We start from the raw sequence: 25361 nt of genomic DNA, 5'->3' as shown, positions 1-25361 counted from the left end.
CGAGCGGCCCCGGCCGTTCAAAATCAATCACTTGCATCGTGCGCTGCGGCATTTCCGCCACGCGACGGCCGGTTCGCGCCTGTCGCTGACGACCGTTCGTCGTCACACCGGTGAACTCGCGGTGACGAATAACCCGTCCTTAACGAATCCATCGCCTCGCTTACCGGGTCGTTAACACCCGAGCGAAAAGGCGCGGGTAGCATGCCGCCACCTCGTCGTCGGCATACCGCGCCGTACGGGAGGGGCATCACGCGTACGGGACTACTCGACGTCCCTCAGCGATGCCAGCGCCGCCTGCAGCGCCTGCTGCGTCGCGGCCGACATGGGACGAGGTGCCCTGACCGTCTGGCGGTCGGTGGACGTCCCCGGCGATGTCCTGATCACCACGTCGCTCGCAGCAAGCCCGATGGACCGGGCCGCATGAAGGAGTTCCGGGATCGCAAGCCGCAGCTTGGCCTGCCAGACCGGAGCATCGACGACAAACACGAGCCTGCCGCGATCGAAATTCGCGAGCCGCGCATGCGCGGCCAGCCCCTGCGGCAGGCATGGGCGTAATCGACCGTCCAGGTCGTCGAGCCACAGGGCTCGGCGCACGGGGTCGCCGCCCGGACCGTCCAGCACCGCATCGAGCGGTGCGCGGGCGGGGCCGGTGGCGGTCTTGCGCAACCTGGGCTTGGAATCTGACATCGGACCTATGAGCGTTTCCGCCATCCTAAATCCCCGCGATCTCATCAGCGATGCGCTCGCGTTCCTCGGCGAGCACGCGGCGCGACGTCCCGCCCTCGCACTCTCGATGTTCATGGTCGGCGGCCTTGCGCTGCTGGTCGCCGGCGGCGTTGCCGGCTCGGCGATCTCCCGCCACGAAATGCAGGCCTCGCAGGCGCATCTCGCGCCCGGCCAAGCGCAGCACGACCTCAACGCGCTCGCCGCACGCGTCGGCGAGCTGCAGGCACAGGCCAACCGCCTGAACGCGCTGGGCGAACGCCTGACCCGCATGGGCGGCCTGAAGGACGGCGAGTTCGACTTCGACCGCCCGGTCGGCGTCGGCGGCGCGGGCCCGGTTCGCGACATGCCTCGCGCCGAACTCGGCCAGAGCCTCGAACTGCTGTCGCGCCAGCTGCGCAGTTCCGGCGACCAGCTGACCGTGCTCGACAGCCTGCTGACCGACCGCAAGCTCACGCTGGCCGCAGTGCCGTCGCACGCACCGGTGCACGACAGCTACATCACCTCGGGCTTCGGCGAGCGTGCCGATCCCATCGTCGGTGGCGGCGAATTCCACAAGGGCATCGATTTCTCGGCCAATACCGGCGATGCGGTGCTCGCGGTCGCGGACGGCGTGGTCAGCTTCGTCGGCGAACGCTCGGGCTACGGCAACGTCGTCGAGATCGACCACGGCAATGGCTACGTCACGCGCTATGCCCACAACTCGCAGCTCGAGCGCCGCACCGGCGAACTCGTCCGTGCGGGCGACGAGATCGCCAAGGCCGGCTCAACCGGTCGCTCGACCGGCGCGCACGTCCATCTTGAAGTCTGGTGCGACGGTCGCGTGGTCGATCCGCGCCCGTTCCTGCAGCAGGACATGCGCCGCGGCTGACTGGCAGTCGGCCGGCTTGTAAACGCCGCCGACCGCCTCCAGCTACAATCCGCGATGCCGTAAAAGGGCGCCCAGCGCCCTTTTTTATTGGCGACGACCTATCAGCGCGTCGCCCAGCCCCTTTTCCAACCGGTCCGTCATGCTCAACAGCCTGCTCACCCGTGTCTTCGGCAGCCGCAACGAACGCCTCCTTCGCCAGTTGCAGCGCTCCGTCGACAAGATCAACGCCCTCGAACCGCAGATGCAGAAGCTCAGCGACGAGGAGCTGAAGGCGAAGACGCCGGAGTTCCAGGAGCGCATCCGCAACGGCGAATCGATCGAAAAGCTCCTGCCCGAAGCGTTCGCCGTCTGCCGCGAGGCGTCCGTGCGCGTCATGGGCATGCGCCACTTCGACGTACAGCTCATCGGCGGCATGGTGCTGCACCTGGGCAAGATCGCCGAGATGCGCACCGGCGAAGGCAAGACGCTGACCGCGACGCTGCCGGTGTACCTCAATGCACTGGAAGGAAAGGGCGTCCACGTCGTCACCGTGAACGACTACCTGGCCCGCCGCGACGCCGCGACCATGGGCAAGCTCTACGGCTGGCTCGGCCTGACCACGAGCGTCGTGTATCCGGGCATGCCGCATTCGGACAAGCACGCCGCGTACGCCGCCGACATCACCTACGCGACCAACAACGAGATCGGCTTCGACTACCTGCGCGACAACATGGCGCTGTCGAAGGACGATCGCGTGCAGCGCGGCCTCAATTTCGCGATCGTCGACGAGGTCGACTCGATCCTGATCGACGAGGCGCGCACGCCGCTCATCATTTCCGGCCCGGCCGACGAATCGCCGGAGCTGTATATCAAGGTCAACCGCCTCGTTCCGCAGCTCGTGAAGCAGGCGACGGAAGAAGGCGAGGGCGACTTCTGGGTCGACGAGAAGGGCAAGCAGGTGCACCTGTCCGAAGCCGGCCAGGAACACGCCGAGCAGCTGCTTCGCGGCGCCGGCATCCTCGGCGAGGACGAAGAGCTCTACGACCCGCGTCATCTGAGCGTCGTGCATCACCTCAACGCCGCGATGCGCGCGCATGCGATCTACCAGCGCGACGTCGATTACATCGTGCGCGATGGCGAAGTCGTCATCGTCGACGAATTCACCGGCCGCACGCTGCCCGGTCGTCGCTGGTCGGATGGCCTGCACCAGGCGGTGGAAGCGAAGGAAGGCGTGCCGGTGCAGCGCGAGAACCAGACGCTCGCATCGATCACTTTCCAGAACCTGTTCCGCATGTACGGCAAGCTCGCCGGCATGACCGGTACGGCGGACACCGAAGCCTACGAATTCCAGACCATCTACGGCCTTGAAGTCGTGGTGATCCCGACCAACCGCGACATGATCCGCAAGGATTATCCGGATGCGGTGTTCCTCAACCGCGCCGGCAAATACCGCGCGGTGGTCAACGAGATCAAGGCGGCGTACGAGAAGAAGCAGCCGGTGCTGGTCGGCACCACGTCGATCGAAGTGTCGGAGATGCTCAGCGACCAGCTGCGCGAACTCGGCATTCCGCATGAAGTGCTCAACGCCAAGCAGCACGAACGCGAAGCGCAGATCGTCGCGCAGGCGGGCCGTCCCGGCGCGATCACCATCGCCACGAACATGGCCGGCCGCGGTACCGACATCGTGCTCGGTGGTTCGCTTGAATCCGAACTCGCGCAGCTCGAAGCGAACGGCCAGGAGCTCGACGAAGTCACCAAGCAGCGCCTGAAGTCCGAATGGCTTGCGCGCCACGAGGCGGTCAAGGCGGCCGGCGGCCTGCACATCGTCGGCACCGAACGCCACGAGTCGCGCCGCATCGACAACCAGCTGCGCGGCCGTTCGGGTCGTCAGGGTGACCCGGGTTCGTCGCGCTTCTACCTGTCGCTCGAAGACAACCTGATGCGCATCTTCGCGGCCGACTGGGTGCAGCGCGTCATGGCGCGCATGGGCCTGAAGGAAGACGACATCATCGAGTCGCCGCTGGTCACAAAGCAGATCGCCAACGCGCAGCGAAAGGTCGAAGCGCACAACTTCGACATCCGCAAGAACCTGCTCGAGTTCGACGACGTCAACAACGACCAGCGCAAGGTCATCTACGGCCAGCGCGACGAACTGCTCGAAGCCGAGGACGTCGGCGAGAACATCGCGGCGATCCGTGGCGACGTGGTCGCCGAGATCGTCGAGCGTTTCGTGCCGCCGAACTCGATCGACGAGCAGTGGGACCTCAAGGGTCTTGAAGCGACGATCGCCGAAGACTTCGGCGTGCAACTCGATCTCGACGGCCTGGTGAAGTCGGAACCGGAACTCGATGCGCAAGGCGTGCTGCGCCATGTCGACGACGTGGTGACGAAGCACTTCGTCGATCGCGAGCAGTCGCTGGGCGCTGAAACCGCGCGCATGGTCGAGAAGCACATCATGCTCAACGTGCTCGACCAGAACTGGAAGGAGCACCTCGCGCGCATGGATTACCTGCGCCAGGGCATCCATCTGCGCGGCTATGCGCAGAAGCAGCCGAAGCAGGAGTACAAGCGCGAAGCGTTCGAACTGTTCTCCGAGATGCTCGAGAAGGTCAAGACCGAAGTCGTGACGATGCTCGCCCGCGTGCGCATCCGCACCGAGGAAGAGATCGCGCAGGAAGAGGCGGCCGCACGCGCGCAGCTTGAAGCGCAGTCGCGCCAGATGCAGTTCCAGCACGCGGACGTCGGCGGCTACGGCACCGAGAACGAGGCGGCCGACGTGCTCGCCGCGGGCGCCGGTACCGCTGCCGCGGCGATCGGTCGCAACGATGCGTGCCCCTGCGGCAGCGGCAAGAAGTACAAGCATTGCCACGGGCAGCTCGCCTGACCGGACGTCGCTCGCGACCTGTCCAGCACCGGCGCAGCCTGATGGTCGCGCCGGCGTCGCTTCCGCCCCGTGGCTGACGCGAAACGATCGATCCACGTCGTCGCGGGTGTCATCCGCGACGTACGCGGCCGCGTGCTGCTCGCGCGCCGTACCGAGGGCCGTGACCTTGCCGGCCTGTGGGAATTTCCCGGCGGCAAGCGCGAGCCCGGCGAGACGCCCGAGCAGGCACTCGTTCGTGAGTTGCACGAAGAACTCGGCATCGACGTGCGCGTCGGCGCGCCGCTGATCCGCGTACCGCAGCAATACCCGGACAAGGCGCTGGTGCTCGACGTCCGAATCGTCGATGCATGGACGGGCGCCGCGCGCGGGCTCGAAGGTCAGGCCTTGGCGTGGGTGCCACTCGACAAGCTCGCGCGTTACGACATGCCGCCGGCGGATCGGCCGGTGGTCGCTGCGCTGTTGCAGCCGGCGTTGTATGCGGTGACGCCGGCGATCGTCGGCGACGACATCGACGCTTGGCTCTGCGGCGTGCAGCGCGCGCTGGATGGCGGCGTTCGCCGGGTGCAGCTGCGATCGCCGGGCACGTCGTTGGAGACATGGCGCGCCGTGGTAGTCGATGCGATCGCGCGTTGCCGTGCGGTTGGTGCGGAGGTGCTGGTCAACAGCGACGTCGACCTCGCTCGCGAACTCGGCATCGGCGTGCATCTGCGCGCCGTACAACTCGCCGCATTCGACGAACGCCCACTGCCCGCTGACGTGTCTGTCGCTGCCTCGTGCCACACGGCCGAGGAACTCGCAGCCGCACAGCGGCTCGGTTGCGACTTCGCCGTGCTCGGCCATGTCGCGCCAACGCCCTCGCATCCCGACCGTTCGCCGATCGGCTGGGCGGGCTTCGCATCCATGCGCGAGTCCGTCTCGCTGCCGCTGTATGCAATCGGCGGCCTCGGCCCCGCGCATGTCGATCAGGCACGCGAACACGGTGCGCAAGGCGTCGCCGGGATCCGCGGGTTCTTCTTCGACGGTCCGCTCGGCTAGGCTGGCGGCGGAGGTCTCCATGCAGCCCTACGTCATCGGCCTGACCGGCGGCATCGCGTCAGGAAAATCGGAAGCCGCGCGCCACTTCCAAGCGCGTGGCATTACCGTGGTCGACGCGGACGTGATCGCACGGGAAGTGGTCGCGCCGGGCACGCCCGGGCTCGCGGCGGTCGTAGCGCATTTCGGCGCCGATGTGCTGCAACGCGATGGTCAGCTCGATCGTGCGGCACTGCGGCGGCACGTATTCGACACGCCCGCCGAACGCGCGGCGCTGGAAGCCATCGTCCACCCGCTGGTGCGGCAGACGATCGAGTCCCGGTGCCGCCAAGCGACGTCGCCCTACGTCATCGCTGCCATTCCGTTACTTGCCGAAGGCGGCGGCCGCGATGCCTATCCGTATCTGGCGCGAATACTTGTCGTCGACGTGCCGGTCGACGTGCAGCGCCAGCGCCTGGTCGCACGCGATGGAATCGATCGCGATCTGGCGGACCGGATGATTAGCGCACAGGCAACTCGCGAACGGCGTCTGGCCACCGCAGATGACCTGATCGTCAATACGGGCACTCGCGATGCGCTGCATCCGTTGGTGGATGCCTTGGACGTGCGCTATAGGCAGTTGTCGGCAACACGCTAGCCGCGGCCGCAGTTATTGCAGGTGCGCGTACCGCATGTAGTTGTCGACGAGCGTGCCGCCCCAGAAGAACACGATCCAGCCTGCGATCGCGAGGTAGGGGCCGAATGGGATCGGCGTCGCGCGGTCGCGGCCTTTGGCGGCCAGCCAGATCGAACCGATGATCGCGCCGACCAGCGATGAGATCAGGATGGTCGGCAGGATTCCTCGCAGGCCGGTCCATGCGCCGATCGCGGCGAGCAGCTTGAAGTCGCCATGGCCCATGCCTTCCTTGCCGGTGAGCTGCTTGAACAGCCACCACACCGACCACAGGCTCGCGTATCCGACCGCAGCACCGACGAGTGCGGGCTTCGCGGGCATGTAGAGATTGTCGGACGCCGCGATCAAGCCCAGCCACATCAACGGCAGCGTCAGCGAATCTGGCAGGAGCTGCGTGCGCAGGTCGATGCCCGACATCGAGATCAGAAAGCCGGTGAACAGCATCGCGCCGAAGCCCTGCCAGCCGAAGCCGAAACGCGCGACGCAGGCCAGGAACAGCAGCATCGTCAGCAGTTCGACTGCCGGATACTGCACCGAGATCGGTGCCTTGCAGTGACGGCAGCGGCCGCGCAGCGCGAGCCAGCTGAAGAGCGGGATGTTCTCGTACCAGCTCAGCGCGTGCTTGCAATGCGGGCAGTGCGATCGCTCGACCACGATGCCGGGCGGCGGCGGGTCATAGACCTCGTCGAGCCCGAGCACCTCACGCGAATCGCGCTTCCACGACCACTCCAGCCGCGTCGGCAGCCGGAGGATCACCACGTTGAGGAAGCTGCCCACCAGCAGGCCGAAGCCTGCGGCGAGCGGATAACCGATCTGGGGGTTCTGGTCGAGGAACGCCACCGTTCAGCCGACGACCGAGGCCAGCTTGAAGATTGGCAGGTACATGGCAATTACCATGCCGCCAACGATCACGCCGAGGAACACCATGATCAGGGGTTCCAGGAGGCTGGAAAGCGCATCGACCGCGTTGTTGACTTCCTGTTCGTAGAATTCCGCAACCTTGAACAACATAGTGTCCAGTGCACCAGCTTCCTCACCGATGGCGGTCATCTGGATCACCATGTGGGGAAAAAGGTTGACCTGCTTCATCGCGACGTTAACGGGGTAACCGACCGCAACATCGTCACGGATGCGCAGCACAGCATCGGTGTATACGGCATTGCCGGTGGCGCCCGAGACGGTGTCCAGCGCTTCGACCAGCGGAACGCCGGCCTTGAACGTCACGGCGAGCGTGCGCGCGAACCGAGCGATCGCCGAGTTGTGCATGATCTGACCGATGACGGGCAACTTGAGGATCACTCGATCGAGTAGGTGCTGGAACGCCACGGAGCGCTTCAACGCTGCAATAAAGGCGACCGCGGCACCAACGATAACGAGCAGTACCAGCCACCACCAAGCGACCATGAAGCGGCTGAGGTTCACCACCATTTGCGTGAACGCCGGCAGGTCGGCGCCGAAACCCTTGAACACATCCTCGAATTGGGGGACTACGAACACGAGCAGAATCGAGCTGACCAGCAGCGCAACGGCCACAACCATGGCCGGGTAGAACATCGCCTTCTTGATCTTGCCTTTGAGCGTCTCAAGGTTTTCCTTGTACGTAGCGATCGTGTCGAGCACCGTCTCGAGCACGCCCGCTGCCTCCCCTGCACGGACTAGGTTGCGATATAGCTCGTCGAACTGCACCGGATGGCGGGCGAGCGCTTCTGTAAATGACAAGCCACCTTGAATATCCGCGCGCACCGTGTCGACCAGCTGCCGCATCCGGGGATTCTTGTTTCCGTTGGAAATAATCTCTAAAGCGCCGACGATTGGGACGCCCGACTTCATCATCGTGGCGATCTGTCGGCTGAAAATCGCGATGTCACGCGGCTTGATCGCGCTACCGGCAGCACCGAACAGCGGCTTGCCCTTCGGCTTGACCGTCTGCGGCGTAATCCCCTGACGGCGCAATTCGGCCTTCACCAGATTGATGTTCTTGGCCGACTGCTCGCCCTTCATGACGACGCCGCGCTTGTCCTTGCCGACCCAGGTGAAGGTCTGCAGGCTGTCGCCGGGGCGGGCGGTGGTTTTGACTGTCGATCGGCTCGCGGCCATGGCTTAGTCCTTGGTGACGCGGTTGATTTCGGCGAGGCTCGTGACGCCCTTGCGCAGTTTCATCAGGGCGGACTGGCGCAGGTCCCGGATTCCCGAGCGTTGCGCCGCCTCAGCGATCTGCATGGCGTTGCCGCCTTCGAGGATGATCGCCTGGATCTCCTCGGTCATCGGCATGACCTGGTAGATACCCGTGCGCCCCTTGTACCCCTCGGTGCAATCAGGGCAACCGACAGCTTCGTACACCGTGAACCCCGTCGCGATTTCCTCGGCGGTGAAGCCCTCGGCGATCAGCGCGTGCTCCGGCAGCTGCACCGGTCGCTTGCAGTCGTGCAGGCGTCGGGCGAGGCGCTGGGCGATGACTAGCGAGACCGATGAGATGATGTTGTAGGGCGCGATGCCCATGTTCATCAGTCGCGACACCGTCTGCGGCGCGTCGTTGGTGTGCAGCGTCGACAGCACCATGTGACCGGTCTGCGCCGCCTTGACCGCGATCTCCGCCGTCTCGAGGTCGCGGATTTCGCCGACCATGATCACGTCCGGGTCCTGTCGCAGGAAGCTGCGCAGGGCTGCAGCGAACGTCATGCCGCGCTTCTGGTTCTGCTGGACCTGGTTGATGCCGGCGACGCGAATTTCGACGGGATCCTCGACCGTCGAAATGTTGCGGGTGTCGTCGTTGAGAATGTTGAGCGCCGTGTAGAGCGAGACCGTCTTACCCGAGCCCGTCGGGCCGGTGACCAGCACCATGCCGTAGGGCTTGGCGATGGCGCTGAGGAACAGCTCCTTCTGGTCGTCCTCGTAGCCAAGCTTGTCGATGCCGAGCTTGGCTGCGCTGCCGTCGAGGATACGCAGCACCACTTTCTCGCCGAACAGCGTCGGAAGGGTGCTGGCGCGGAAGTCGATCTGCTTGGTCTTGGACAGGTTGAGCTTGATGCGGCCGTCTTGGGGGACGCGTTTTTCGGCAATGTCCAGCTGCGCCATGACCTTCAGGCGCGCCGCGATGCGGGTGCTGAGCTTCTGCGGCGCCTTCGCGACCTGCTTGAGGATGCCGTCGATGCGCAGGCGTACGCGGAAGTCCGTCTCGTAGGGCTCGAAATGGATGTCCGAAGCACCGCGGCGGATTGCGTCGACCAGCACCTTGTTCACGAACCGAACGACCGGCGTGTCATCGCCCTTGGCGTCGACACCTGAATCGCCAGCGGTCAGGTCGTCGTCCTTGCCGACCTCTAAGTTCTCGAGACCTTCGTCATCGCCGCCGCCATCGCCCAGCGTGTCGCTGTTCTCGGACCAGCGGTCCAGGCAACGTGCGATGGTGTCGGCGTCGACGAGGATCGCCTCAACGGCGAGGTTGGTCTGGAACTTGATCTCGTCCAGCGCGTGCGAGTTGGTCGGGTCCGTGATCCCCACGAACAGCCGGTTGCCGCGCTTGAACAGCGGCAGCACCCCGTGCTTGCGAAGGAGCTCATCGTTGACCAGCTTGATCGCCGATTGCCCGGGATCGAACGCGTTGGCATCCAGCAGGGGGACGCCGAACTCGACCGAATTGGCAGCGGCCATGCTAGCGGCCGACACCAATCGGCGGTCCGACAGGTAGACGGCGAGCGGCTTCTTTTCGGTCGTGGCGGCGGCCATTGCCTCGCGCGCCACGCTCTCATCCAGCGCTCCGTCGAGCACCAGGCGACGGGCAATGCCCGTGATCCCCACCAGGTTGGCGGTAGCGACGGTATTCATGTTGACCCTTTTTGCAGCCCCTGCAGGGACTCTAACGCAAAATCCGGGCCACGCAGTGCGGACGTCTCCCCGTTTTTGAGGCCCGGTTACCTGAAGGGTTAGGGTGTCTGTGCCACATGGCGCAAACGAGCGGCAGGTGTGTGCGTCGCCCGCGATTGCCAGCAGCCTCGCGACCAGCGACGCTAGGGTCTCCACTGCCGCCGAACCACTTATGCGCCTCAGCGTCGTCTTGCCTGCTAAGAACGAGGAACATGGCCTACTCCGTACGCTCCCCGCGCTTTGGGCTGTGTTTCCCAATGCGGAGGTGATCGTGTCCGACGACGGCTCTACAGATGGCACAGCCGCGGTTGCCGTAGCACATGGAGCGAAGGTCATCTCGGCCCCTTACTCCATGGGCAATGGAGCGGCCATCAAACGCGGGGCACGTGCCGCCAGCGGCGACGTCATTGTCTTCATGGATGCCGATGGCCAGCACCATCCTGAACAGATCGAAATGCTGCTGGCGCGACTTGCAGACGGCTACGACATGGTCGTCGGCGCGCGCGACGGCAGCGGGCAAGCCAACCGCAGCCGCAGCGCAGCGAACGGTTTCTACAACCGGCTGGCTAGTTGGATGACCGGCCATCGAATCGCTGACCTGACATCAGGGTTTCGGGTTGTTCGTGCGGACCGCTTTCGCGAGTTCCTGCACCTGCTGCCGAATGGGTTTTCCTATCCCACTACCTCGACGATGGCCTTTTTCCGTAGCGGCTATCCGGTGGCCTACGTGCCGATCCCGGTAGCAAAGCGAATTGGGCATAGTCATATCCGGCCGGTGCGTGACGGACTAAGGTTTCTACTGATTATTTTCAAGATCGCCACGCTGTATTCGCCCCTTAAGTTGTTTGCCCCCGCCGCACTGATACCGTTTGTGCTCGGCTTTGCCTGCTACGGGTACAGCTTCGCAGTGGCGCACCGCTTCACGAACATGAGTACGCTGCTCTTCAGCGCATCGGTGATTATTTTTTTGATTGGGTTGGTGTCTGAGCAGATCACATCGCTCATGTATGCAAGCGCGCGGCAATGATCATGTCACGCGTTGCAATCACGTTTTTCAGGCTCGTTCGCTCAACCCCCTTGCACCCGCAGTGGCTCATCCGCTCACGCGTGAGCACAGCTCGCCTGCTCGCCGCCTTGCCGCCGGGCAAGGTGCTGGATGTCGGCTGCGCGGGACGCTGGGCAGCACACAAATTGCCGCCGAGCTGTATGTATGTGGGCCTTGACTATCCAGCTTCGGGAGGAATCGATTACGGATCGACGCCCGACGTTTTTGGTGATGTGATGAGGTTGCCGTTTGCGGATGGATCTTTCGATACGGTGCTGCTCCTTGAGGTGCTGGAGCACGTTTCCAAGCCCGACGTGGCATTGGAGGACATTCGTCGAGTATTACGGCCAGGCGGCAGGCTCGTCTTCAGTATGCCCTTCATCTATCCCGTTCACGATGCACCTTTTGACTACCAGCGCTACACAGAGCACGGTCTAGCGCGTTCGCTAGCTAGAGCAGGGTTCGAAAAGCCAGACATCAGACCAGTACTGGGCGCTATTGAATCGGCAGGGCTCATGATCGCTCTCGCTCTAGCGGGGAGCGCTATAACTGCATTGCAGACTATGGGGACTGGCCTTCTCGCCTTACCGTTAATCGCTTTCCTGGTGCCCGTCACAAACGTCGTGGCGTGGTCACTCGCACGCATTCTCCCGAACTGGAGTGCGCTGACTGTTGGCTATGAAGGCATGGCGGTTCGCGAATGAAGGCATTGGTGCTTGTGACGACGTCATTCCCGGTTCGCGGCGATGGCAGCGAGGCCGCCGGCGCGTTTGTCGCCGACATTGCTATTGCGTTGAGCAGTCGGCTACCAATTCGCGTTGTGGCGCCTGGACCAAGCAACACTCGCGAATCTTTGACGGATAACGTCGAGGTCTTTCGATTCGCCGCCCCGGAAAAGGCATTGTCCACGTTGTCGCCGATGAATCCTCGCGACTTAGTCAGCCTTCATCGCGTGTTGTCCAGCGGCGCTGCCGCTGCGCTAGATGCGGTTCGCGCTGGGCCGACCTCCCATCAACTCGCCCTGTGGGCGTTACCTTCTGGCCACTGGGCAAGGCGGGTGACAAAGATCACTGGCGTGCCGTACTCGGTTTGGACCCTCGGGAGCGACATCTGGTCACTCGGGCGAATCCCAATCGTTCGAGGGTGCCTAAGGTCGGTTCTCGTCGACGCAGATTGCTGTTTTTCCGACGGGGTGACGCTCGCGCGGCAGACGGAGCGAGTGGCAGGTCGCTCCGTCGAGTTCCTTCCTAGTGCAAGGAGTCTCGTGTCGAAGCCGCGTACATTGCGCGGCCAGCTGCCCTATAGGTTGTTGTATGTCGGGCGCTGGCATCGAAATAAAGGTGTGGACCTATTACTCGAGGCGCTCGACCTTCTCTCAGACGCAGATTGGGGCCGCATCGAGTCTATTAAGATCTGCGGCGGTGGGCCACTTGAGAGTGCCGTTCGCGCAGGAGTCGAGCGCCTCGTTCGCAACGGCCGACCGGTGGCCTGCAAGGGCTATCTCGACCGTGTAGAAGTTGGTGCTGCATTCGCATCGAGTGACATCCTGCTACTGCCCTCCCGAGTCGAGAGCATTCCAGTCGTCTTTTCCGACGCTATGCAGCAGGGTTGCCCTGTCGTCGCCTCACCCGTGGGGGATCTTCCTGACCTCGTCACAAAGGGCGGAGTGGGCTGGGTCGCATCGGCCGTGACGCCTCTGGCGTTCGCGGGGGCGTTGCGCACGGCGCTCGGAACGGACGTTTCGACCATGGAAAGAGCCCTTCGAGAAATGGCGCGTCGTTTCTCAATTTCTGACCACATCGCGCCACGACTCCTTGAGCTCGCGCGCGCGCCAAGGGCCCAGTGATAAAGGCGGACCCCAGCCCGTGGCAGGTTACAGAGTGTCCTTGCGCCGATCATGAGGCGTGGTGCGCAGCGGCGCAGGCGTTCTGGGCGTCCGAAAGTTGGGGAAACGTCTTAGAGGGCCTCAGATGCTCTGTGCGGTACGCGTGGAATGTGACGCATGGATTTGGCATGGTCGTACCGGTATTCGTGCGCGGCCCGCTGCGAATCGGTTTCCTCGGGTTTCCGCACCTCGCGCCTAGCCGCCTAGCGCTGCTCGGTAGCGTGGAACGGGCTGCGCTCGCTCGCGCTATGAATCTCGATGTGCTTCGTGCAGTCAATTCGCGGGCCACCAAGCCCGGCGGGGCAAGTGCGCAGACGCTTCCCGAAGTGTGGATACCTGATCTAGCGGGCTGGCCGGGGTCGAGGCATTCGCGCATCCGCCGCGATGTCGCTTATGCGCGTCGCGCCGCCTCAGAATTCCAGTTCGCCAATCAGCTCGACCCGAAGGCAGCTTGGGAGCTATATCGCGGCACTGTGCAGCGACGCGGCGCACGCGCAAGATACACGGTCGCGTATTTCGAGCGCTTGGCGCGGCTGTCGAGCGTGGATCCTCGTGTCCTGTGTTGCTCATATATGGCGACCGACGGCACGACGCAGGCGTTTGCTATCGGCGTCCGACATGAAGACTGCACCTATTACCTGCACGCCGCCGTCGCACCGTCAGCGCGGCGCGTCGGGCTCAACGATCTCATGCTTGACTGGCTAATCAATTCCGCACGCGCGCAGGGCTCACCGCAGTTCAATCTGATGGCTTCGCCGCCGAGCCATATCGGGTTGATGCGCTACAAGCAGAAATGGGGAACCGCTCAGGGCTATAGCGTCACGACGGACGAAGGTTTCGGGCGGGTAGGAAGGCTCGCTACCTGGGCAATGGACCTGGCTCGACGGAGTGCCCGGTGATATACCGAGCACGACTATGACCAGGGAAGCGGCGCGAGGGCCGGCGGTGAGGGAACGCGGCAAGGAGCTGTCGAGCTTCGGTGCCGGCCGGCTGGCCCTTCAGGTCGTGATGGCCGGCATACTGGGCGTGGCGAGTTATCGGCTTCTTGTTGATCAGTCGATTGCTTCCTATTGGGCCGCGACGTTTGCTAGGCGCGGCGCTTGGGAAGCCCTTACGCTGGCGACATTACTGGGCGGCCTGACCCTCGCCGCAGCGGCTGCAACGTTTGCATTCGTCGCACATCCCATTGGGCGATCTTTGTCACGTGCCGATATCGCGGCGGCCTACCTTGTCGCCCAAGGGCTGAAATATGTGCCGGGCCGGATCTGGGGGACTGCGTTCCAGATCAGGCGAACCGCCACTACCGTAGGCCTGCATGCTGCTCTGCAGGCCACTGCTTTGCACGCTGCAATCTCGGGCGTGGGCAGCGTGCTCGTTTTCGCTCTGATCTCTCCGCAAGCGCCGCTGGCGTGCGTCGGGATGTTACTTCTGACGAGTTGGATTACATGCCGTCTGAGGGTTGTATGCGGTACGCGGCGGCGTGCGTGGCGTGCGGCGGCCCTCGTTGTCACGGCGATGGCCGTTGAGTGGCTCTTCTTCTGGGGCCTCTGCGCGCTACTGTTTCCGGCCGCGTCACCGGCGTTAAGTTTGAAAATTGGAGCGATCTATTCGATCGCTTGGTTGTTCGCGGGGCTAGTATCAATCACGCCAGGGGGCATTGTCGTGCGCGAAGGTGCTTTCGTAGCATTGGTTGCCGTTGCGTTGCCCCACACGAGCGACGCTGTTGGCTTTTCCGTGGCGGCACGTGTCGTGTTAACGGGCGGGGAAATTCTCGCCGCCGTGGGCGGCTGGATTTGGTGTTGCAAGAGGGCCGGCGCATGAAGCCTGCAGTGCCCGGGCACGACATGCGTCGGTATTGGGAACAGCTTGGTTGCCGCTTCGGCGCTTGCGCGGCGACCGATCCTAACGACCGTGCCGGAATCAAGACAGCCTACATTGCTGCGTGCCGAGACCACGCGATCGGCCCCTTTTTACCACCGTTCGGACCGCTGCTGGACGTAGGTTGCGGCACGGGAACTTTCCTCTCAGCCGTGGATGCCATGCGCGCTGGGCAGCTGCAATTAGGCGCCGATGTGTCGTCGACCATGCTTCAGTTGGCGACGGAGCGCGATGTCACTCTCGCCGGGCGGTTGGTCCAGTTTGATGGGGTGAATCTGCCGTTTGCCGATGGGCAGTTCGCTGCTGTCACGACTGCGGCCGTTCTGCAGTACGCGATCGACGACCACGAGCTGCTCGCCATTTTGCAGGAGTTGCATCGGATCCTTCGATCGGGTGGAAGGGTTGTATCGGTCGAGCAAATCCGCAGTGAAGATTTCCTTGACCTTCGCAACAACAAGCGGCAGCGCGCGCCGGGCGACTTCTTGCGTATAGCACGCAGCGCAGGATTCGATATCGAACACTGGCGCCTAATTAGGCGCGCACGCATGCCGTGGACCTATGCCATCCGATACGGGCTCGTCGCGCGTCGATGGCTACCCGCGCTCGTCCGATTCGAGTCCAGATTCTGGGGCCAGTCGGTGCCGCCACGCTGGGACTATGCGGATGCGCTGTTCGTGCTTCGCAAGCCTTAGACCCGCCGTGTGTACAGCGAGAACAGAACGCCAACCAGCACAGCCTTTCGGGCGAGCGCTGCGGAAACACCGTCGATCACGCACTCGACGTCACGCGGCGACAGGACTCAACGGTAGGCTCATGGTGCTTGTAACGTAGAAGCGGACGCTCGCTCTCGGAACTACCCGCGGGGCGACCCCGAAAGGTCGCTTCGATCGCGTGAGTCCATTCCGCAATTATTACGAGGTCGTGTCGCCCTTCGATAGTCATGATTCGGCCCGTGTCACATGGCCGCCGGCAAACAAATGCATAGGAATGATTTGCCCATGTCGCAAGGGACCCGCTGATGCAATGACGCCTGGATCGATACGTGCGCATGCGGGCCGCGTCCGCCAAAGCGGCCTTCAGACCAGCGCGGATGACCGAATTGTGCGTGGCGCAGAACGTCAGCGGCGTTGTGATGACCTCCACGCCACGAGGCAGACCCGCGCCCGCCATGGTTGCGTGAAGCGCGGCGATGCACCAGCGACGGCCGTTACTCGTTGCGGCCGCAGTTGTCGATAAGCGGCGAACTAAGGTCGTGAAGCGCGCAATCCATGGTCCCGTTTTCAGCCAGTCGGGCAAGCAAACCGCATGGACGCATGCGAAAACTTCTCCGACCTTTTTTTCTTGACGATCGGATGCTGCAAAAACCGAGGAAAGGGCCTGTGCCGATGATGCGCCCATGGCCTCGAACTTCATTACACGTTACCGGCCACCACGCGCGTAGTTGGACTGGTGCCGGACCCGGCCCACGGCGAAGTTTCGCCTCAGCGTTGCAGAGAAAGAAGCAAGTCAGACGCCGCTTTGTGATAGCCGTCGGCAATCAGCTGAGCGCTGAGCCGCGCGGCGAACTCACGGTCTTCAGGTGCTGCGTGTACCGCAAGGATGAAGTAGCGCGCCGCAGCTTTCTCATCGTGAAGGCGCATTAGCGAGTGCGTCGCCAACTGCACGTACATCGAGGAGGGCAGTGATGCCCGGGCAGAAAGAATGGCGTAGGTGCGCGCAAGTTCGCTATCGTCCAGCGGTACGTCCTTGGCGCGGTTCTCCAGAAGTCCGCTGACTGTCGCCATTTCCTCCGGGCCAACCACCGTGCGACTCAGCTTGTCGTCCAGGCGGTTCCACAAGCTCTTGGGGACAGGGAGCCCCGCGCTAGCCTTCATCAAAATCAATCCCTGCTCGGGCAGGGACGATGCCGATGGCAGCTTCGAGGCGCGTTCGAATTCCGCACTCGCCATCGAGAAGAATGGCGAATCTGGATTTCCATCCGCCATGGAGAAGTAGAGCGTCGCGAGATCGCTGCTGGCTCGCGCAGATTGGGGATCCCTGTACGACAATTCTGTCGCGAGTTGAAGAGGTTTGCCCCACGAGGCGGCACGCAGAACGCCCAGAAAAGCCAGAAAGACAATACAAGCGGCGACCGCAACGCGCTTGAGCGCGGGGCCGTGCGCCATGGGTACTCGTGCAATGAGATCCGAGGCCGCCACGACGACGCCTAGCAGTGCGAAATAGTTCCGATGTTCGAAGACGAGTTCAAGAGGAAAAATGTTGCTCGTTATCGCGTGGGCGACAAAGAACCACAAGATTCCAAGCGCATAGAGAGGCTGGCGACGCCTCGCTGCGAAGGCACTAAGTAGCAGCGCTAGCAGCGCTATCGCGCTTACGAGGGTCGTCCAAGGATGCAGCCATCCTGTCGAGGGTCGGTAGCTGTCATAGTAGAAGTGAAGGTTCTGTGGCAACGGCAGAGCAATCTGCCAAAGATACAGCGCAAGAACTCGAAACTGCGTTAGTAGCCTTTCGTAGGCGTTGAAGTCCCGGAACCTGTAGGCCGAGGTGGATGCAAAGTGTGGAATGACCCAAGTCAGCATGATCACGGCCGCCACGCCTCCGCCCAGGGAGTAGGCGACACGGAGCGCGCGTGAAGTGAGCTGCTGCTGCGCGCGAAATTGGAAGAGCGTCAATTCGAGACACAGTGCCAGGAGCGGGAACAGCGCCGCGCTTTCCTTACTGAGTAGTCCGATTGCGGCGACAGCGAACGATGCAAGAACGGTGGCCCACCCCCCACGGCCTTCGATCTGTCGATGACGACCTTCGACGTAAAGAATGAGTCCCGCAAATACAAACGTGAACGACAGCGTTTCCATGCGTTGCACGACGTACAGGGTGGACGAAACCTGCAACGGGTGGACCGCCCATGCAAGCGCGATGGCCATCGGTGCAATCCACGATCGCTGAGCATTTTCGCTGCGCGGCCAAAGTCGCGAAACTAGGACGTACACCAGGAGGGCATTGGCCAGATGGATCGCGAGTCCGACGGCCTTGTAGCCGTATGGGTCAAGGCCGCCCCAGTAGTAGTTGAGCCCGAAAGTAATGGTCGCGAGTGGCCGGCTGAAACCCCCGAGCTGATAGGCCAAGGCGGCTCGTTGTAAGGAGCCCAGATCGACACGGCCCATGTGGACTCGCGCGTTGGTAACGATGTTCGGAAAGTCGTCGAACAGAAATCCGCCGGAGAGCCCCGGGTAGTAGACAACAAAGACGATGAGCAACAGCGCCAAGGGCGCGAGCAGGGCGAACTGAATTCGAGGCGTCATCCGCGCACGATAGCGCAGTCCATCAGCTGCATCCTTCGGGTCGGTATTTCGCCGCCAGTCCGGCACTCGTACTGCAGGACCAGACGCCCGTGCCGTTCCGCGTGATCTCGACGGTTTGACCGGCGACCTTCGGGTTTCCCTTTAGCAAGCAGCGAACATAACCTCCTGCTGCTGCGGGATCCATCGTGATCTCGCAATGCGGCGTGGAGGTTTGCAGGCCAATGTCGGCAACGTCGAACGTCGTGGCATTGTTCGCGACGACCTGGGCCTCGAATAGAGAGCGACCTCCGGCGATGTCCGCGAGTCCCGACGAAACCTGTGCCCGAGCGACGTAGTCCTGATATGCGGGCAGCGCTATCGCGGCGAGGACGGCGATAATCGCGACTACGATCATCAACTCGATCAGTGTGAATCCGTCTTGCGTGTGGCTTTTCATCGAATTGCTCCGTCGCGGTTGCGGAAGAGCCTTGCAGGTTTCATGCCGAACATCCGGGCAAAAAAAAGGGAGCGGCCAGGGCCGCTCCCTTTTTGTTTGACGCTAGCGCTATTAGGTGCCCGTGCAGCCGTTCGGCAGATACTTGTTGCCCGCGCCGAGGTTGATCGAGCAGTTCCAAGCGCCGGTCGCCGAGCGGGTCAGCGTCACGATCTTGCCCGACACCTTCGGGTTCCCCGAGAGCGTGCAGGTGATCGTCTGGCCGCCGTCAGCGGTCGAGGTGCCGGTCACGCCGACTGCCGAGCAACGCGTGGTGGCGTCCTGCAGGCCGATAGCCGAAGCGCTGGGCGTGCCGGTACCGCGATTGATCATTTCTTCGTACGCGGTCACGCCGCCACGGATGTCGGCGAGGCCAGCGGTGACCTGGGCGCGAGCCACGTAGTCCTGGTAAGCCGGCAGTGCGATGGCGGCGAGGATCGCGATGATCGCGACGACGATCATCAGTTCGATGAGGGTGAAGCCTTGCTGGTTCTTCATGGTGTATCCCCTAGGAGTGGTGTTGGAACTTCACGGAGTACGACGGACGACTCGCCGGGTCCTTGGTTTGCCGTGCGTGGTGTCCGTGCATCCGGACATACGCATAACCCGTGCCAAGGGGGCGTGCCAACCGGGACGGGATGCTTCCGGGGCGCCCGTCACGTTTGGAATGGTTCAGCTGACGAACGTGGTGCCCCTATTTGTCAGCTTCGGTTGGCGCGTGACGCTGAGCGTCAGGCCTATTCGATCCCCAACTTCTTCAGCTTGTAGCGCAGCGCGCGGAACGTAATCCCCAGTGCAGCTGCGGTGCGGGTCTTGTTGTAGCGGTTTTCCTGCAGCGCGTGCTGGATGGCGGCGCGCTCGATTTCTTCGATGTACGACGGCAGCGCACTGGTGGCGGTGTCGCGCGGATCGATCGCGCGCGGGTCGGCACCGGCTGCTGCTGCAGGCGTCGGCTGCGGCGCGGCAGATGCGGGGGCCGGCGGGCCGATTTTCGAGACAACCTTCGGCAGGCTCAGGTCGTCGGCGCGGATGACTTCGCCGTCGGCCAGCGCGAGCGAGCGTTCGAGGATGTTCTCGAGTTCGCGCACGTTACCGGGGAATGGATACGCGGCCAGCGCTTCGAGCGCGTCGGGCGACAGGTGTGGGGTGGGGCGGTCCTGCGCGGCGGAGAGGCGGCGCAGGATGACGTCGGCCAGACCCGCCAGATCGTCGGGACGCTCGCGCAGCGGCGGCACGCGCAGCTCGATGACGTTGATGCGGTAGTAGAGGTCGTGCCGGAAGCGGCCTTCCTCGACCAGTGCGGCCAGATCCTTGTGCGTCGCCGACAGGATTCGGACGTCGACCTTGGCTTCGGCATTCGAGCCCACCGGCCGCACCGACTTTTCCTGGATCGCGCGCAGCAGCTTGACCTGCATCGGCAGCGGGAGTTCTGCAACCTCGTCGAGGAACAGGGTGCCGCCGTCGGCCGCTTGGAACAGGCCGGGCTTGTCGGCATGCGCGCCGGTAAACGAGCCCTTCTTGTGGCCGAAGAACTCGCTTTCCATGAGCTCGGCCGGGATCGCACCGCAGTTCACGGGCACGAACGGCCCGGAGGCGCGACCGCCTTCCGCATGGATGGTGCGGGCGACCAGCTCCTTGCCGACGCCGGATTCGCCGGAGATGTAGACCGGCGCCTGACTGCGGGCGACCTTGGTCAGCGTGGCACGCAGCGAGGCCATGGCGGGCGATTCGCCGAACAGGCGCGAGGAAATGCCGGCCTCGCTGGCCGCGCGGCGGCGCTCGTGCAGCTCCAGCGCCTGGCGGACCAGGTCGCGCAGCACACCGAGGTCGACGGGCTTGCTGACGAAGTCGAACGCACCCGCCTTCAGTGCTTCGACCGCGGCTTCGACGTTGCCGAAGGCCGTGATCATCGCGACCGGCGTGGTCGGATGCTTCTGGTTGATCTCGGACACGATCTCCAGCCCCGTGCCGTCCGGCAGGCGCATGTCGGTCAGGCAGAGGTCGTATTTGTTCCGGGAGAGCAGGGCGCGGGCGTCGGTGACGTTCGCCGCGGTATCGCAGCGCAGGCCCATACGGCCGAGGGTCATGACCAGCAATTCGCGGATGTCGCGTTCATCGTCGACGACAAGTGCGGTGCGGGCGGGGGCACTACGGGGTTCGGCCATCGGATCCTCCGCCGCGCACCTTAGCTGAAGTGACCGTCTACGGCCACTTCCGTCGGTTTTCGTCAGGCGAAGGTCAGGTCAGCGACCCAAGGCGCTCATGCGGATCCGGAAGCAGCCGCCGACGCCGGGGGTCGGCACGTAGTCCAAGGTGGCCTGATTGGCGCGGCAGAGCTCGCGGGCGATGTAAAGGCCGAGGCCCGTGCCATGGCTCGACGTGGTGAAGAACGGTTTGAACAGCCGCGCGCGAATGGGCTCGGGGATGCCGGGGCCGCGATCGATGACGTCCAGCACCGGCTGCCCGCTCTCGATCGCCGTGCGCAGCGTGACGCGCGCCGGCTCGCCCGGCATGCGTCCGTAGTTGAGTGCGTTGGCGACGAGCACCGTCACCGCCTGATGCAGTTGTCGCGGATCGAACAGCGCGTTGAGTTCCGGCTGCGTGGACGCGCTGATCAGCGTGTCGCTTTCGATCGGGTGACTCACGCTGTAGTCGTCGACGAACTGCTTCGCGAAGTGCACGAGTTCGACCACGACCGGTTTCGCCGGTTCGCGTCGCGCGAGCCCGAGCACGTTCTCGACGATGCCGTTCATGCGCACGACGTGCTGATGGATGATCTCAAGCAGGCGACGGTCGGCCGGACGGATGTCGTCGGATTCCTCGAGCAGCTGCACCGCGTAACTCATCGCCGCGAGCGGGTTGCGGATCTCGTGCGCGAGGCTTGCGGAGAACCGCCCGAGTGTCGCAAGCGTGATCGACTCGGCGCGTTGCGACAGCAGCGATGTGTCGTCGAGGAACACCAGCGCCTGGTCGCTGTTCGCCTGCAACCGGGTGAAGCGCGGAATGACGTCGTTCTGGTCCGCAGAGATGCGCAGCGGCTCGTCGTCGACCGCACCTGTTTCGCGCCACTTCTGCAGGCGCCGGCCGAGTTCCGGTACCGCGACTGCAAGTTCGCGGAAGCCGTGAACTTCGTCGCCGACATCGCCGATCAGCGATGTCGCGGCTTCGTTCGCAAGGCGCATGCGACCGGCGCTGTCGACCAGCAACACGCCGGTGCGCAGTCGACGGATGATCAGCTCATTGACCTGCGCTAGGTGCTCGTTCTCGGTGGTGCGCAGCGCGGCGATCTCATAGCTGTCACGCATCTGCCGACCGAGCACGTTCATCAGCGTGGCGAGCGCGAAGTAGCCGATCGCGAACATCACCGGCTCGGACATGCCGCGACGCGGCGCGCCGTCGAACATGCTCCAGACGTATTCGCCGACCAGCAGCGCGACGGCGGTCGTCGCGAACGCGAACGCGACGCGCGACGGCAACAGCAGCGATGCCGCGCCGACGTTGAACATCAGCATCAAGGCGATGCCGGTGCCCGCGGATGGCAGCGCATGCATCGCGAGGATGCCGAAGAAGAGATCGGCCGCGATGCCGACGCCCGCCGAGACGCGCACGTCCATGCGTCGCCCGAGGCCGAGCATCACCAGCGACACGAACAGGTAGGCGATGACCACCGAGCGCGACAGCAGCTCATAGCGCGGCGGCTCGAGCGTGGACGCGAACGGCCCGAAGATCACGAACACCAGCAGCGCTGCCTCGAGCGCCCGGTAGAGGTTGAAAAGCCGCAGTTCGCGGTAGAGGACGTGGTCGGCGTCGAGCGGGGTGACGACGGTTCTGAAGGGCACGGCGCACGTCCGACGGCAGGTCGGCCGAGTATAGGTGGCCGATTCCGCGCGGCTCGCCGGCCGCGCCGGTTTTGCCCGGCCCCGCCCGATCGGCGACAATACTGCCCCCTCGCGCCGGCCTCCGGGTGCGCTCTCGCGCGCGGGCCCCACGTCCATCCTTCGGTGACGCATGAATTTCCACGAATACCAGGCAAAGCAGCTCTTTGCCGAATACGGCATCGCCGTTCCCATGGGCATCGTCGCCCGCTCGCCGGATGCGGCGGTGGCGGCGGCCAAGCAGATCCCCGGCGATCTGTGGGTCGTCAAGGCGCAGATCCATGCAGGCGGCCGCGGCAAGGCCGGCGGCGTGAAGCTCGCGAAGAACTTCGACGAGGTCGCGCAGTACGCCAAGGCGATGCTCGGCACGAAGATGGCCACGTACCAGACCGCCGGCGTCGAGCTGCCGATCGATTCGGTGCTGATCTCCGAAGGCACGGACATCGCGAAGGAGCTGTACCTGTCGGTGCTCGTCGATCGTTCGACCAAGACCGTCACCTTCATCGCTTCGGCGGAAGGCGGCATGGACATCGAGCAGGTCGCGCATGAGAAGCCCGAGGCGATCCAGACGCTGCACGTGAACTACGTCGAAGGCCTGCAGCCGTACCAGTGCCGCGACCTCGGCTTCGCGATGGGTCTCAACGCCAAGCAGGTCGGCCAGCTCACCAAGATCATGACCGGCCTGTTCAAGCTGTTCATGGAGAAGGACCTCGCGCTGGTCGAACTCAACCCGCTCGCGATCCTCACCAACGGCGATCTCGCCGTGCTCGACGGCAAGGTCGATTCCGACGACAACGCGTCGTTCCGCCATCCCGAGCTGGTCGCCATGCGCGACACGCGCCAGGAAGACGACACCGAAGTGCTCGCGTCGAAGTACGACCTCAACTACGTCACGATGGATGGCGACATCGGTTGCATGGTCAACGGTGCAGGCCTGGCCATGGCGACGATGGACGTCATCTCGCTCAACGGCGGTTCGCCGGCGAACTTCCTCGACGTCGGCGGCGGTGCGACCAAGGAGCGCGTCACCGAAGCGTTCAAGCTGATCCTGTCGAGCGACAAGGTGAAGGCGATCTTCGTCAACATCTTCGGCGGCATCGTCCGCTGCGACATGATCGCCGAGGGCATCATCGCGGCGGTCAAGGAAGTCGACGTCAAGGTGCCGGTGATCGTGCGCCTCGAAGGCACGAACGTCGAAGCCGGCAAGGAGCTTCTGAAGAACTCCGGCCTCGCGATCACGGCCGCCGACGACATCAACGACGGTGCGAAGAAGGCTGTCGCCGCGGTCCAGAAGGCCGCCTGACGTCGCTGTAGCCCGGGCAAGGCCGCAGGCCGCGCCCCGGGTTCGACCACCGCAAGATTTCCCGGGCGCGCATCGCTCGTCCGGGCTACACAAGGGACTCGCAATGTCCGTTCTGATCAACAAGAACACCAAGGTGATCGTGCAGGGCTTCACCGGCTCGCAGGGCACCTTCCACGCACAGCAGATGCTCGACTACGGCACCCAGGTCGTGGGCGGCGTCACCCCCGGTAAGGGCGGCACCGAGCACCTCGGCCTGCCCGTGTTCAACACCGTTGCCGAAGCCGTGTCGAAGACCGGCGCCGACGCGTCCGTGATCTACGTGCCGCCGCCGTTCGCGGCCGACGCGATCATGGAAGCCGCGGCCGCCGGCATCCGCGTCATCGTCTGCATCACCGAAGGCATTCCGGTGCTCGACATGCTGCGCGCGAAGAACGTGCTGAAGGAGCATCCGGAGACGGTGCTCGTCGGCCCGAACTGCCCGGGCGTGATCACGCCGGGCGAGTGCAAGATCGGCATCATGCCGGGCCACATCCACATGCCGGGCAAGATCGGCATCGTGTCGCGCTCGGGCACGCTGACGTACGAAGCGGTCAAGCAGACCACCGACGTCGGCCTCGGCCAGTCGACCTGCATCGGCATCGGCGGCGATCCCATCAACGGCACCAACTTCATCGACGCGCTGCGTTGGTTCCAGGACGATGCGCAGACCGAAGGCATCATCATGGTCGGCGAGATCGGCGGCTCGGCCGAAGAAGAAGCGGCCGAGTTCATCGCGAAGCACGTGACGAAGCCGGTCGTCGGTTTCATCGCCGGTGCGTCGGCGCCGAAGGGCAAGCGCATGGGCCATGCCGGTGCGATCGCGTCGGGCGGCTCGGGCACGGCGGAAGGCAAGTTCGCAGCGCTGGAGAAGGCGGGCGTCACCACGGTGAAATCGCCGGGTGATCTGGGTGCTGCGATAGCGAGGAAGCTTGCGGGCTGATCCGGCAGCGTCTTGATGGACGAAAGGCCGCCTTCGGGCGGCCTTTTGCCTTCTGGCCGTCTCTGATCAGTTACGGGTTTCCGCCCGGTGGCGCGGACCAGTGATCTCCGGCCTCCTCAGGAAACAGGTCGCGCAGCCGAGCTGCGTGCCGCGCGGCGTCGCGACTACATCGAATCAACCGCAACATCTAGCGTTGACGAATGAACGTGTGCCGCATATGTTGTGCCCATCGAAGGCGCCGCCTCCTGCCAGGAGCGGCTTAATAGGGAACCCGGTGGGAATCCGGGACTGCCCCGCAGCGGTAAGTGGAAACGACCCGCGTCATTGGCACTGGCCCTCGGGCTGGGAAGCGACGCGCAGTAGGTGGCGACCCAGGTTGCCGTAGTCCACGAGTCCGAAGACCTGCCTCGATCGGTGGCCGCGTGCCGCCGCTTGGCCAGGCGTCCTCGTGGGAGGGACGGGCCGGTCTTCGGGCCCGCGCCCGTCGCCGTCCGTCTCGTCCATGTCGATGCCGGCTCGCCCGAGGGGGCGGGGGCCGGCGCAGGACGTCGCGTGCGCCGCTTTCGCTTCCTCTCCATCGCCATCGGAGAGGAAAC

22 protein-coding genes and 1 riboswitch are annotated in these 25361 nt (G+C 64.1%); of the genes, 12 read left to right on the top strand and 10 right to left on the bottom strand.

Features of this window, described 5'->3' with window-relative positions:
• Positions 1-261: 261 nt before the first annotated feature.
• The gene (locus tag ACVWWW_RS13855; RefSeq protein ID WP_456998718.1) at positions 262-666 is read right to left on the bottom strand and encodes a DUF721 domain-containing protein; all 405 of its coding nucleotides are present in this window, start codon (positions 664-666) and stop codon (positions 262-264) included.
• Between the two features lie 127 nt (positions 667-793).
• Here ACVWWW_RS13855 and ACVWWW_RS13850 point away from each other — a divergent pair, with 127 nt between their 5' ends.
• The 4 genes from ACVWWW_RS13850 to coaE all read left to right on the top strand — a co-directional run bounded on the left by ACVWWW_RS13850 (position 794) and on the right by coaE (position 6126).
• Positions 794-1594, top strand: coding sequence for a M23 family metallopeptidase (locus ACVWWW_RS13850; RefSeq protein WP_456998759.1), 801 nt, complete (start codon positions 794-796; stop codon positions 1592-1594).
• 139 nt (positions 1595-1733) lie between these two features.
• The gene (gene secA, locus ACVWWW_RS13845) at positions 1734-4457 is read left to right on the top strand and encodes a preprotein translocase subunit SecA (protein ID WP_027081885.1); all 2724 of its coding nucleotides are present in this window, start codon (positions 1734-1736) and stop codon (positions 4455-4457) included.
• Positions 4458-4526: 69 nt separating this feature from the next.
• The gene (locus tag ACVWWW_RS13840; protein WP_027081886.1) at positions 4527-5492 is read left to right on the top strand and encodes a Nudix family hydrolase; all 966 of its coding nucleotides are present in this window, start codon (positions 4527-4529) and stop codon (positions 5490-5492) included.
• 19 nt (positions 5493-5511) lie between these two features.
• Complete coding sequence (coaE, locus tag ACVWWW_RS13835) at positions 5512-6126, top strand: dephospho-CoA kinase (RefSeq protein WP_027081887.1); 615 nt, start codon at positions 5512-5514, stop codon at positions 6124-6126.
• A gap of 12 nt (positions 6127-6138) precedes the next feature.
• Here coaE and ACVWWW_RS13830 read toward each other — a convergent pair whose 3' ends face one another.
• The 3 genes from ACVWWW_RS13830 to pilB are packed head-to-tail and all read right to left on the bottom strand — an operon-like array spanning position 6139 to position 9987.
• Entirely contained in the window at positions 6139-7002 is an 864-nt protein-coding gene (locus ACVWWW_RS13830; RefSeq protein ID WP_027081888.1) for a prepilin peptidase, read from the bottom strand.
• Between the two features lie 3 nt (positions 7003-7005).
• A complete protein-coding gene (locus ACVWWW_RS13825; RefSeq protein ID WP_027081889.1) occupies positions 7006-8259 on the bottom strand; it encodes a type II secretion system F family protein in 1254 nt (417 codons plus the stop codon).
• 3 nt (positions 8260-8262) lie between these two features.
• Entirely contained in the window at positions 8263-9987 is a 1725-nt protein-coding gene (pilB, locus tag ACVWWW_RS13820) for a type IV-A pilus assembly ATPase PilB (protein WP_027081890.1), read from the bottom strand.
• 211 nt (positions 9988-10198) lie between these two features.
• Here pilB and ACVWWW_RS13815 point away from each other — a divergent pair, with 211 nt between their 5' ends.
• From ACVWWW_RS13815 to ACVWWW_RS13790, 6 genes are all read left to right on the top strand, one after another.
• Entirely contained in the window at positions 10199-11053 is an 855-nt protein-coding gene (locus ACVWWW_RS13815) for a glycosyltransferase family 2 protein (RefSeq protein WP_027081891.1), read from the top strand.
• Positions 11054-11133: 80 nt separating this feature from the next.
• On the top strand, positions 11134-11775 hold the full coding sequence (locus ACVWWW_RS13810; protein ID WP_456998717.1) for a class I SAM-dependent methyltransferase: 642 nt from the start codon (positions 11134-11136) through the stop codon (positions 11773-11775).
• A complete protein-coding gene (locus tag ACVWWW_RS13805; protein ID WP_081671925.1) occupies positions 11772-12917 on the top strand; it encodes a glycosyltransferase in 1146 nt (381 codons plus the stop codon). The genes ACVWWW_RS13810 and ACVWWW_RS13805 overlap by 4 nt, the downstream gene beginning before the upstream one ends.
• Positions 12918-13084: 167 nt before the next feature.
• On the top strand, positions 13085-13855 hold the full coding sequence (locus tag ACVWWW_RS13800; protein ID WP_081671926.1) for a GNAT family N-acetyltransferase: 771 nt from the start codon (positions 13085-13087) through the stop codon (positions 13853-13855).
• Positions 13856-13871: 16 nt separating this feature from the next.
• Positions 13872-14777: a hypothetical protein gene (locus ACVWWW_RS13795; RefSeq protein ID WP_027081894.1), complete on the top strand. Its 906-nt coding sequence runs from the start codon at positions 13872-13874 to the stop codon at positions 14775-14777.
• Positions 14774-15526 carry a class I SAM-dependent methyltransferase gene (locus ACVWWW_RS13790; RefSeq protein WP_081671927.1) on the top strand — a complete coding sequence of 251 codons (753 nt, stop codon included), beginning with the start codon at positions 14774-14776 and terminating at the stop codon, positions 15524-15526. Before ACVWWW_RS13795 ends, ACVWWW_RS13790 begins: the two co-directional genes overlap by 4 nt.
• A gap of 76 nt (positions 15527-15602) precedes the next feature.
• Here the strand turns inward: ACVWWW_RS13790 and ACVWWW_RS13785 are convergent, their stop codons facing one another.
• The 6 genes from ACVWWW_RS13785 to ACVWWW_RS13760 form a co-directional block, all read right to left on the bottom strand.
• Entirely contained in the window at positions 15603-16232 is a 630-nt protein-coding gene (locus ACVWWW_RS13785; RefSeq protein WP_456998758.1) for a DegT/DnrJ/EryC1/StrS family aminotransferase, read from the bottom strand.
• Between the two features lie 83 nt (positions 16233-16315).
• Entirely contained in the window at positions 16316-18202 is a 1887-nt protein-coding gene (locus tag ACVWWW_RS13780) for a hypothetical protein (protein WP_456998716.1), read from the bottom strand.
• Entirely contained in the window at positions 18159-18572 is a 414-nt protein-coding gene (locus ACVWWW_RS13775) for a pilin (RefSeq protein WP_027081896.1), read from the bottom strand. Before ACVWWW_RS13775 ends, ACVWWW_RS13780 begins: the two co-directional genes overlap by 44 nt.
• Positions 18573-18683: 111 nt before the next feature.
• On the bottom strand, positions 18684-19106 hold the full coding sequence (locus ACVWWW_RS13770; protein ID WP_027081897.1) for a pilin: 423 nt from the start codon (positions 19104-19106) through the stop codon (positions 18684-18686).
• A gap of 239 nt (positions 19107-19345) precedes the next feature.
• Entirely contained in the window at positions 19346-20773 is a 1428-nt protein-coding gene (locus ACVWWW_RS13765) for a sigma-54-dependent transcriptional regulator (RefSeq protein WP_027081898.1), read from the bottom strand.
• A 78-nt stretch (positions 20774-20851) separates the two neighbouring features.
• Positions 20852-22447: an ATP-binding protein gene (locus tag ACVWWW_RS13760; RefSeq protein ID WP_027081899.1), complete on the bottom strand. Its 1596-nt coding sequence runs from the start codon at positions 22445-22447 to the stop codon at positions 20852-20854.
• Between the two features lie 169 nt (positions 22448-22616).
• On the opposite strand from ACVWWW_RS13760, the gene sucC reads away from it, so the two are divergent.
• On the top strand, positions 22617-23786 hold the full coding sequence (sucC, locus tag ACVWWW_RS13755) for an ADP-forming succinate--CoA ligase subunit beta (protein WP_027081900.1): 1170 nt from the start codon (positions 22617-22619) through the stop codon (positions 23784-23786).
• A gap of 103 nt (positions 23787-23889) precedes the next feature.
• Positions 23890-24765, top strand: coding sequence for a succinate--CoA ligase subunit alpha (sucD, locus tag ACVWWW_RS13750; protein WP_027081901.1), 876 nt, complete (start codon positions 23890-23892; stop codon positions 24763-24765).
• 215 nt (positions 24766-24980) lie between these two features.
• Positions 24981-25189, top strand: a riboswitch (cobalamin riboswitch).
• Positions 25190-25361: the final 172 nt, after the last annotated feature.

The organism is Lysobacter sp. HA18, from assembly GCF_054057595.1.
Note: the sequence above shows the minus strand (reverse complement) of the source record. Positions and strands in the feature narration are given on the sequence as shown.

What these genes read in the sequence shown, in the direction of transcription:
- ACVWWW_RS13850 (WP_456998759.1), top strand. Translation starts at nt 794, where the DNA reads ATGTTCATGGTCGGCGGCCTTGCGCTGCTGGTCGCCGGCGGCGTTGCC.
- secA (WP_027081885.1), top strand. Translation starts at nt 1,734, where the DNA reads ATGCTCAACAGCCTGCTCACCCGTGTCTTCGGCAGCCGCAACGAACGC.
- coaE (WP_027081887.1), top strand. Translation starts at nt 5,512, where the DNA reads ATGCAGCCCTACGTCATCGGCCTGACCGGCGGCATCGCGTCAGGAAAA.
- ACVWWW_RS13825 (WP_027081889.1), bottom strand. Translation starts at nt 8,259, where the DNA reads ATGGCCGCGAGCCGATCGACAGTCAAAACCACCGCCCGCCCCGGCGAC.
- pilB (WP_027081890.1), bottom strand. Translation starts at nt 9,987, where the DNA reads ATGAATACCGTCGCTACCGCCAACCTGGTGGGGATCACGGGCATTGCC.
- ACVWWW_RS13815 (WP_027081891.1), top strand. Translation starts at nt 10,199, where the DNA reads ATGCGCCTCAGCGTCGTCTTGCCTGCTAAGAACGAGGAACATGGCCTA.
- ACVWWW_RS13805 (WP_081671925.1), top strand. Translation starts at nt 11,772, where the DNA reads ATGAAGGCATTGGTGCTTGTGACGACGTCATTCCCGGTTCGCGGCGAT.
- ACVWWW_RS13800 (WP_081671926.1), top strand. Translation starts at nt 13,085, where the DNA reads ATGGTCGTACCGGTATTCGTGCGCGGCCCGCTGCGAATCGGTTTCCTC.
- ACVWWW_RS13795 (WP_027081894.1), top strand. Translation starts at nt 13,872, where the DNA reads ATGACCAGGGAAGCGGCGCGAGGGCCGGCGGTGAGGGAACGCGGCAAG.
- ACVWWW_RS13790 (WP_081671927.1), top strand. Translation starts at nt 14,774, where the DNA reads ATGAAGCCTGCAGTGCCCGGGCACGACATGCGTCGGTATTGGGAACAG.
- ACVWWW_RS13785 (WP_456998758.1), bottom strand. Translation starts at nt 16,232, where the DNA reads ATGGGCGCATCATCGGCACAGGCCCTTTCCTCGGTTTTTGCAGCATCC.
- ACVWWW_RS13775 (WP_027081896.1), bottom strand. Translation starts at nt 18,572, where the DNA reads ATGAAAAGCCACACGCAAGACGGATTCACACTGATCGAGTTGATGATC.
- ACVWWW_RS13770 (WP_027081897.1), bottom strand. Translation starts at nt 19,106, where the DNA reads ATGAAGAACCAGCAAGGCTTCACCCTCATCGAACTGATGATCGTCGTC.
- ACVWWW_RS13765 (WP_027081898.1), bottom strand. Translation starts at nt 20,773, where the DNA reads ATGGCCGAACCCCGTAGTGCCCCCGCCCGCACCGCACTTGTCGTCGAC.
- sucC (WP_027081900.1), top strand. Translation starts at nt 22,617, where the DNA reads ATGAATTTCCACGAATACCAGGCAAAGCAGCTCTTTGCCGAATACGGC.
- sucD (WP_027081901.1), top strand. Translation starts at nt 23,890, where the DNA reads ATGTCCGTTCTGATCAACAAGAACACCAAGGTGATCGTGCAGGGCTTC.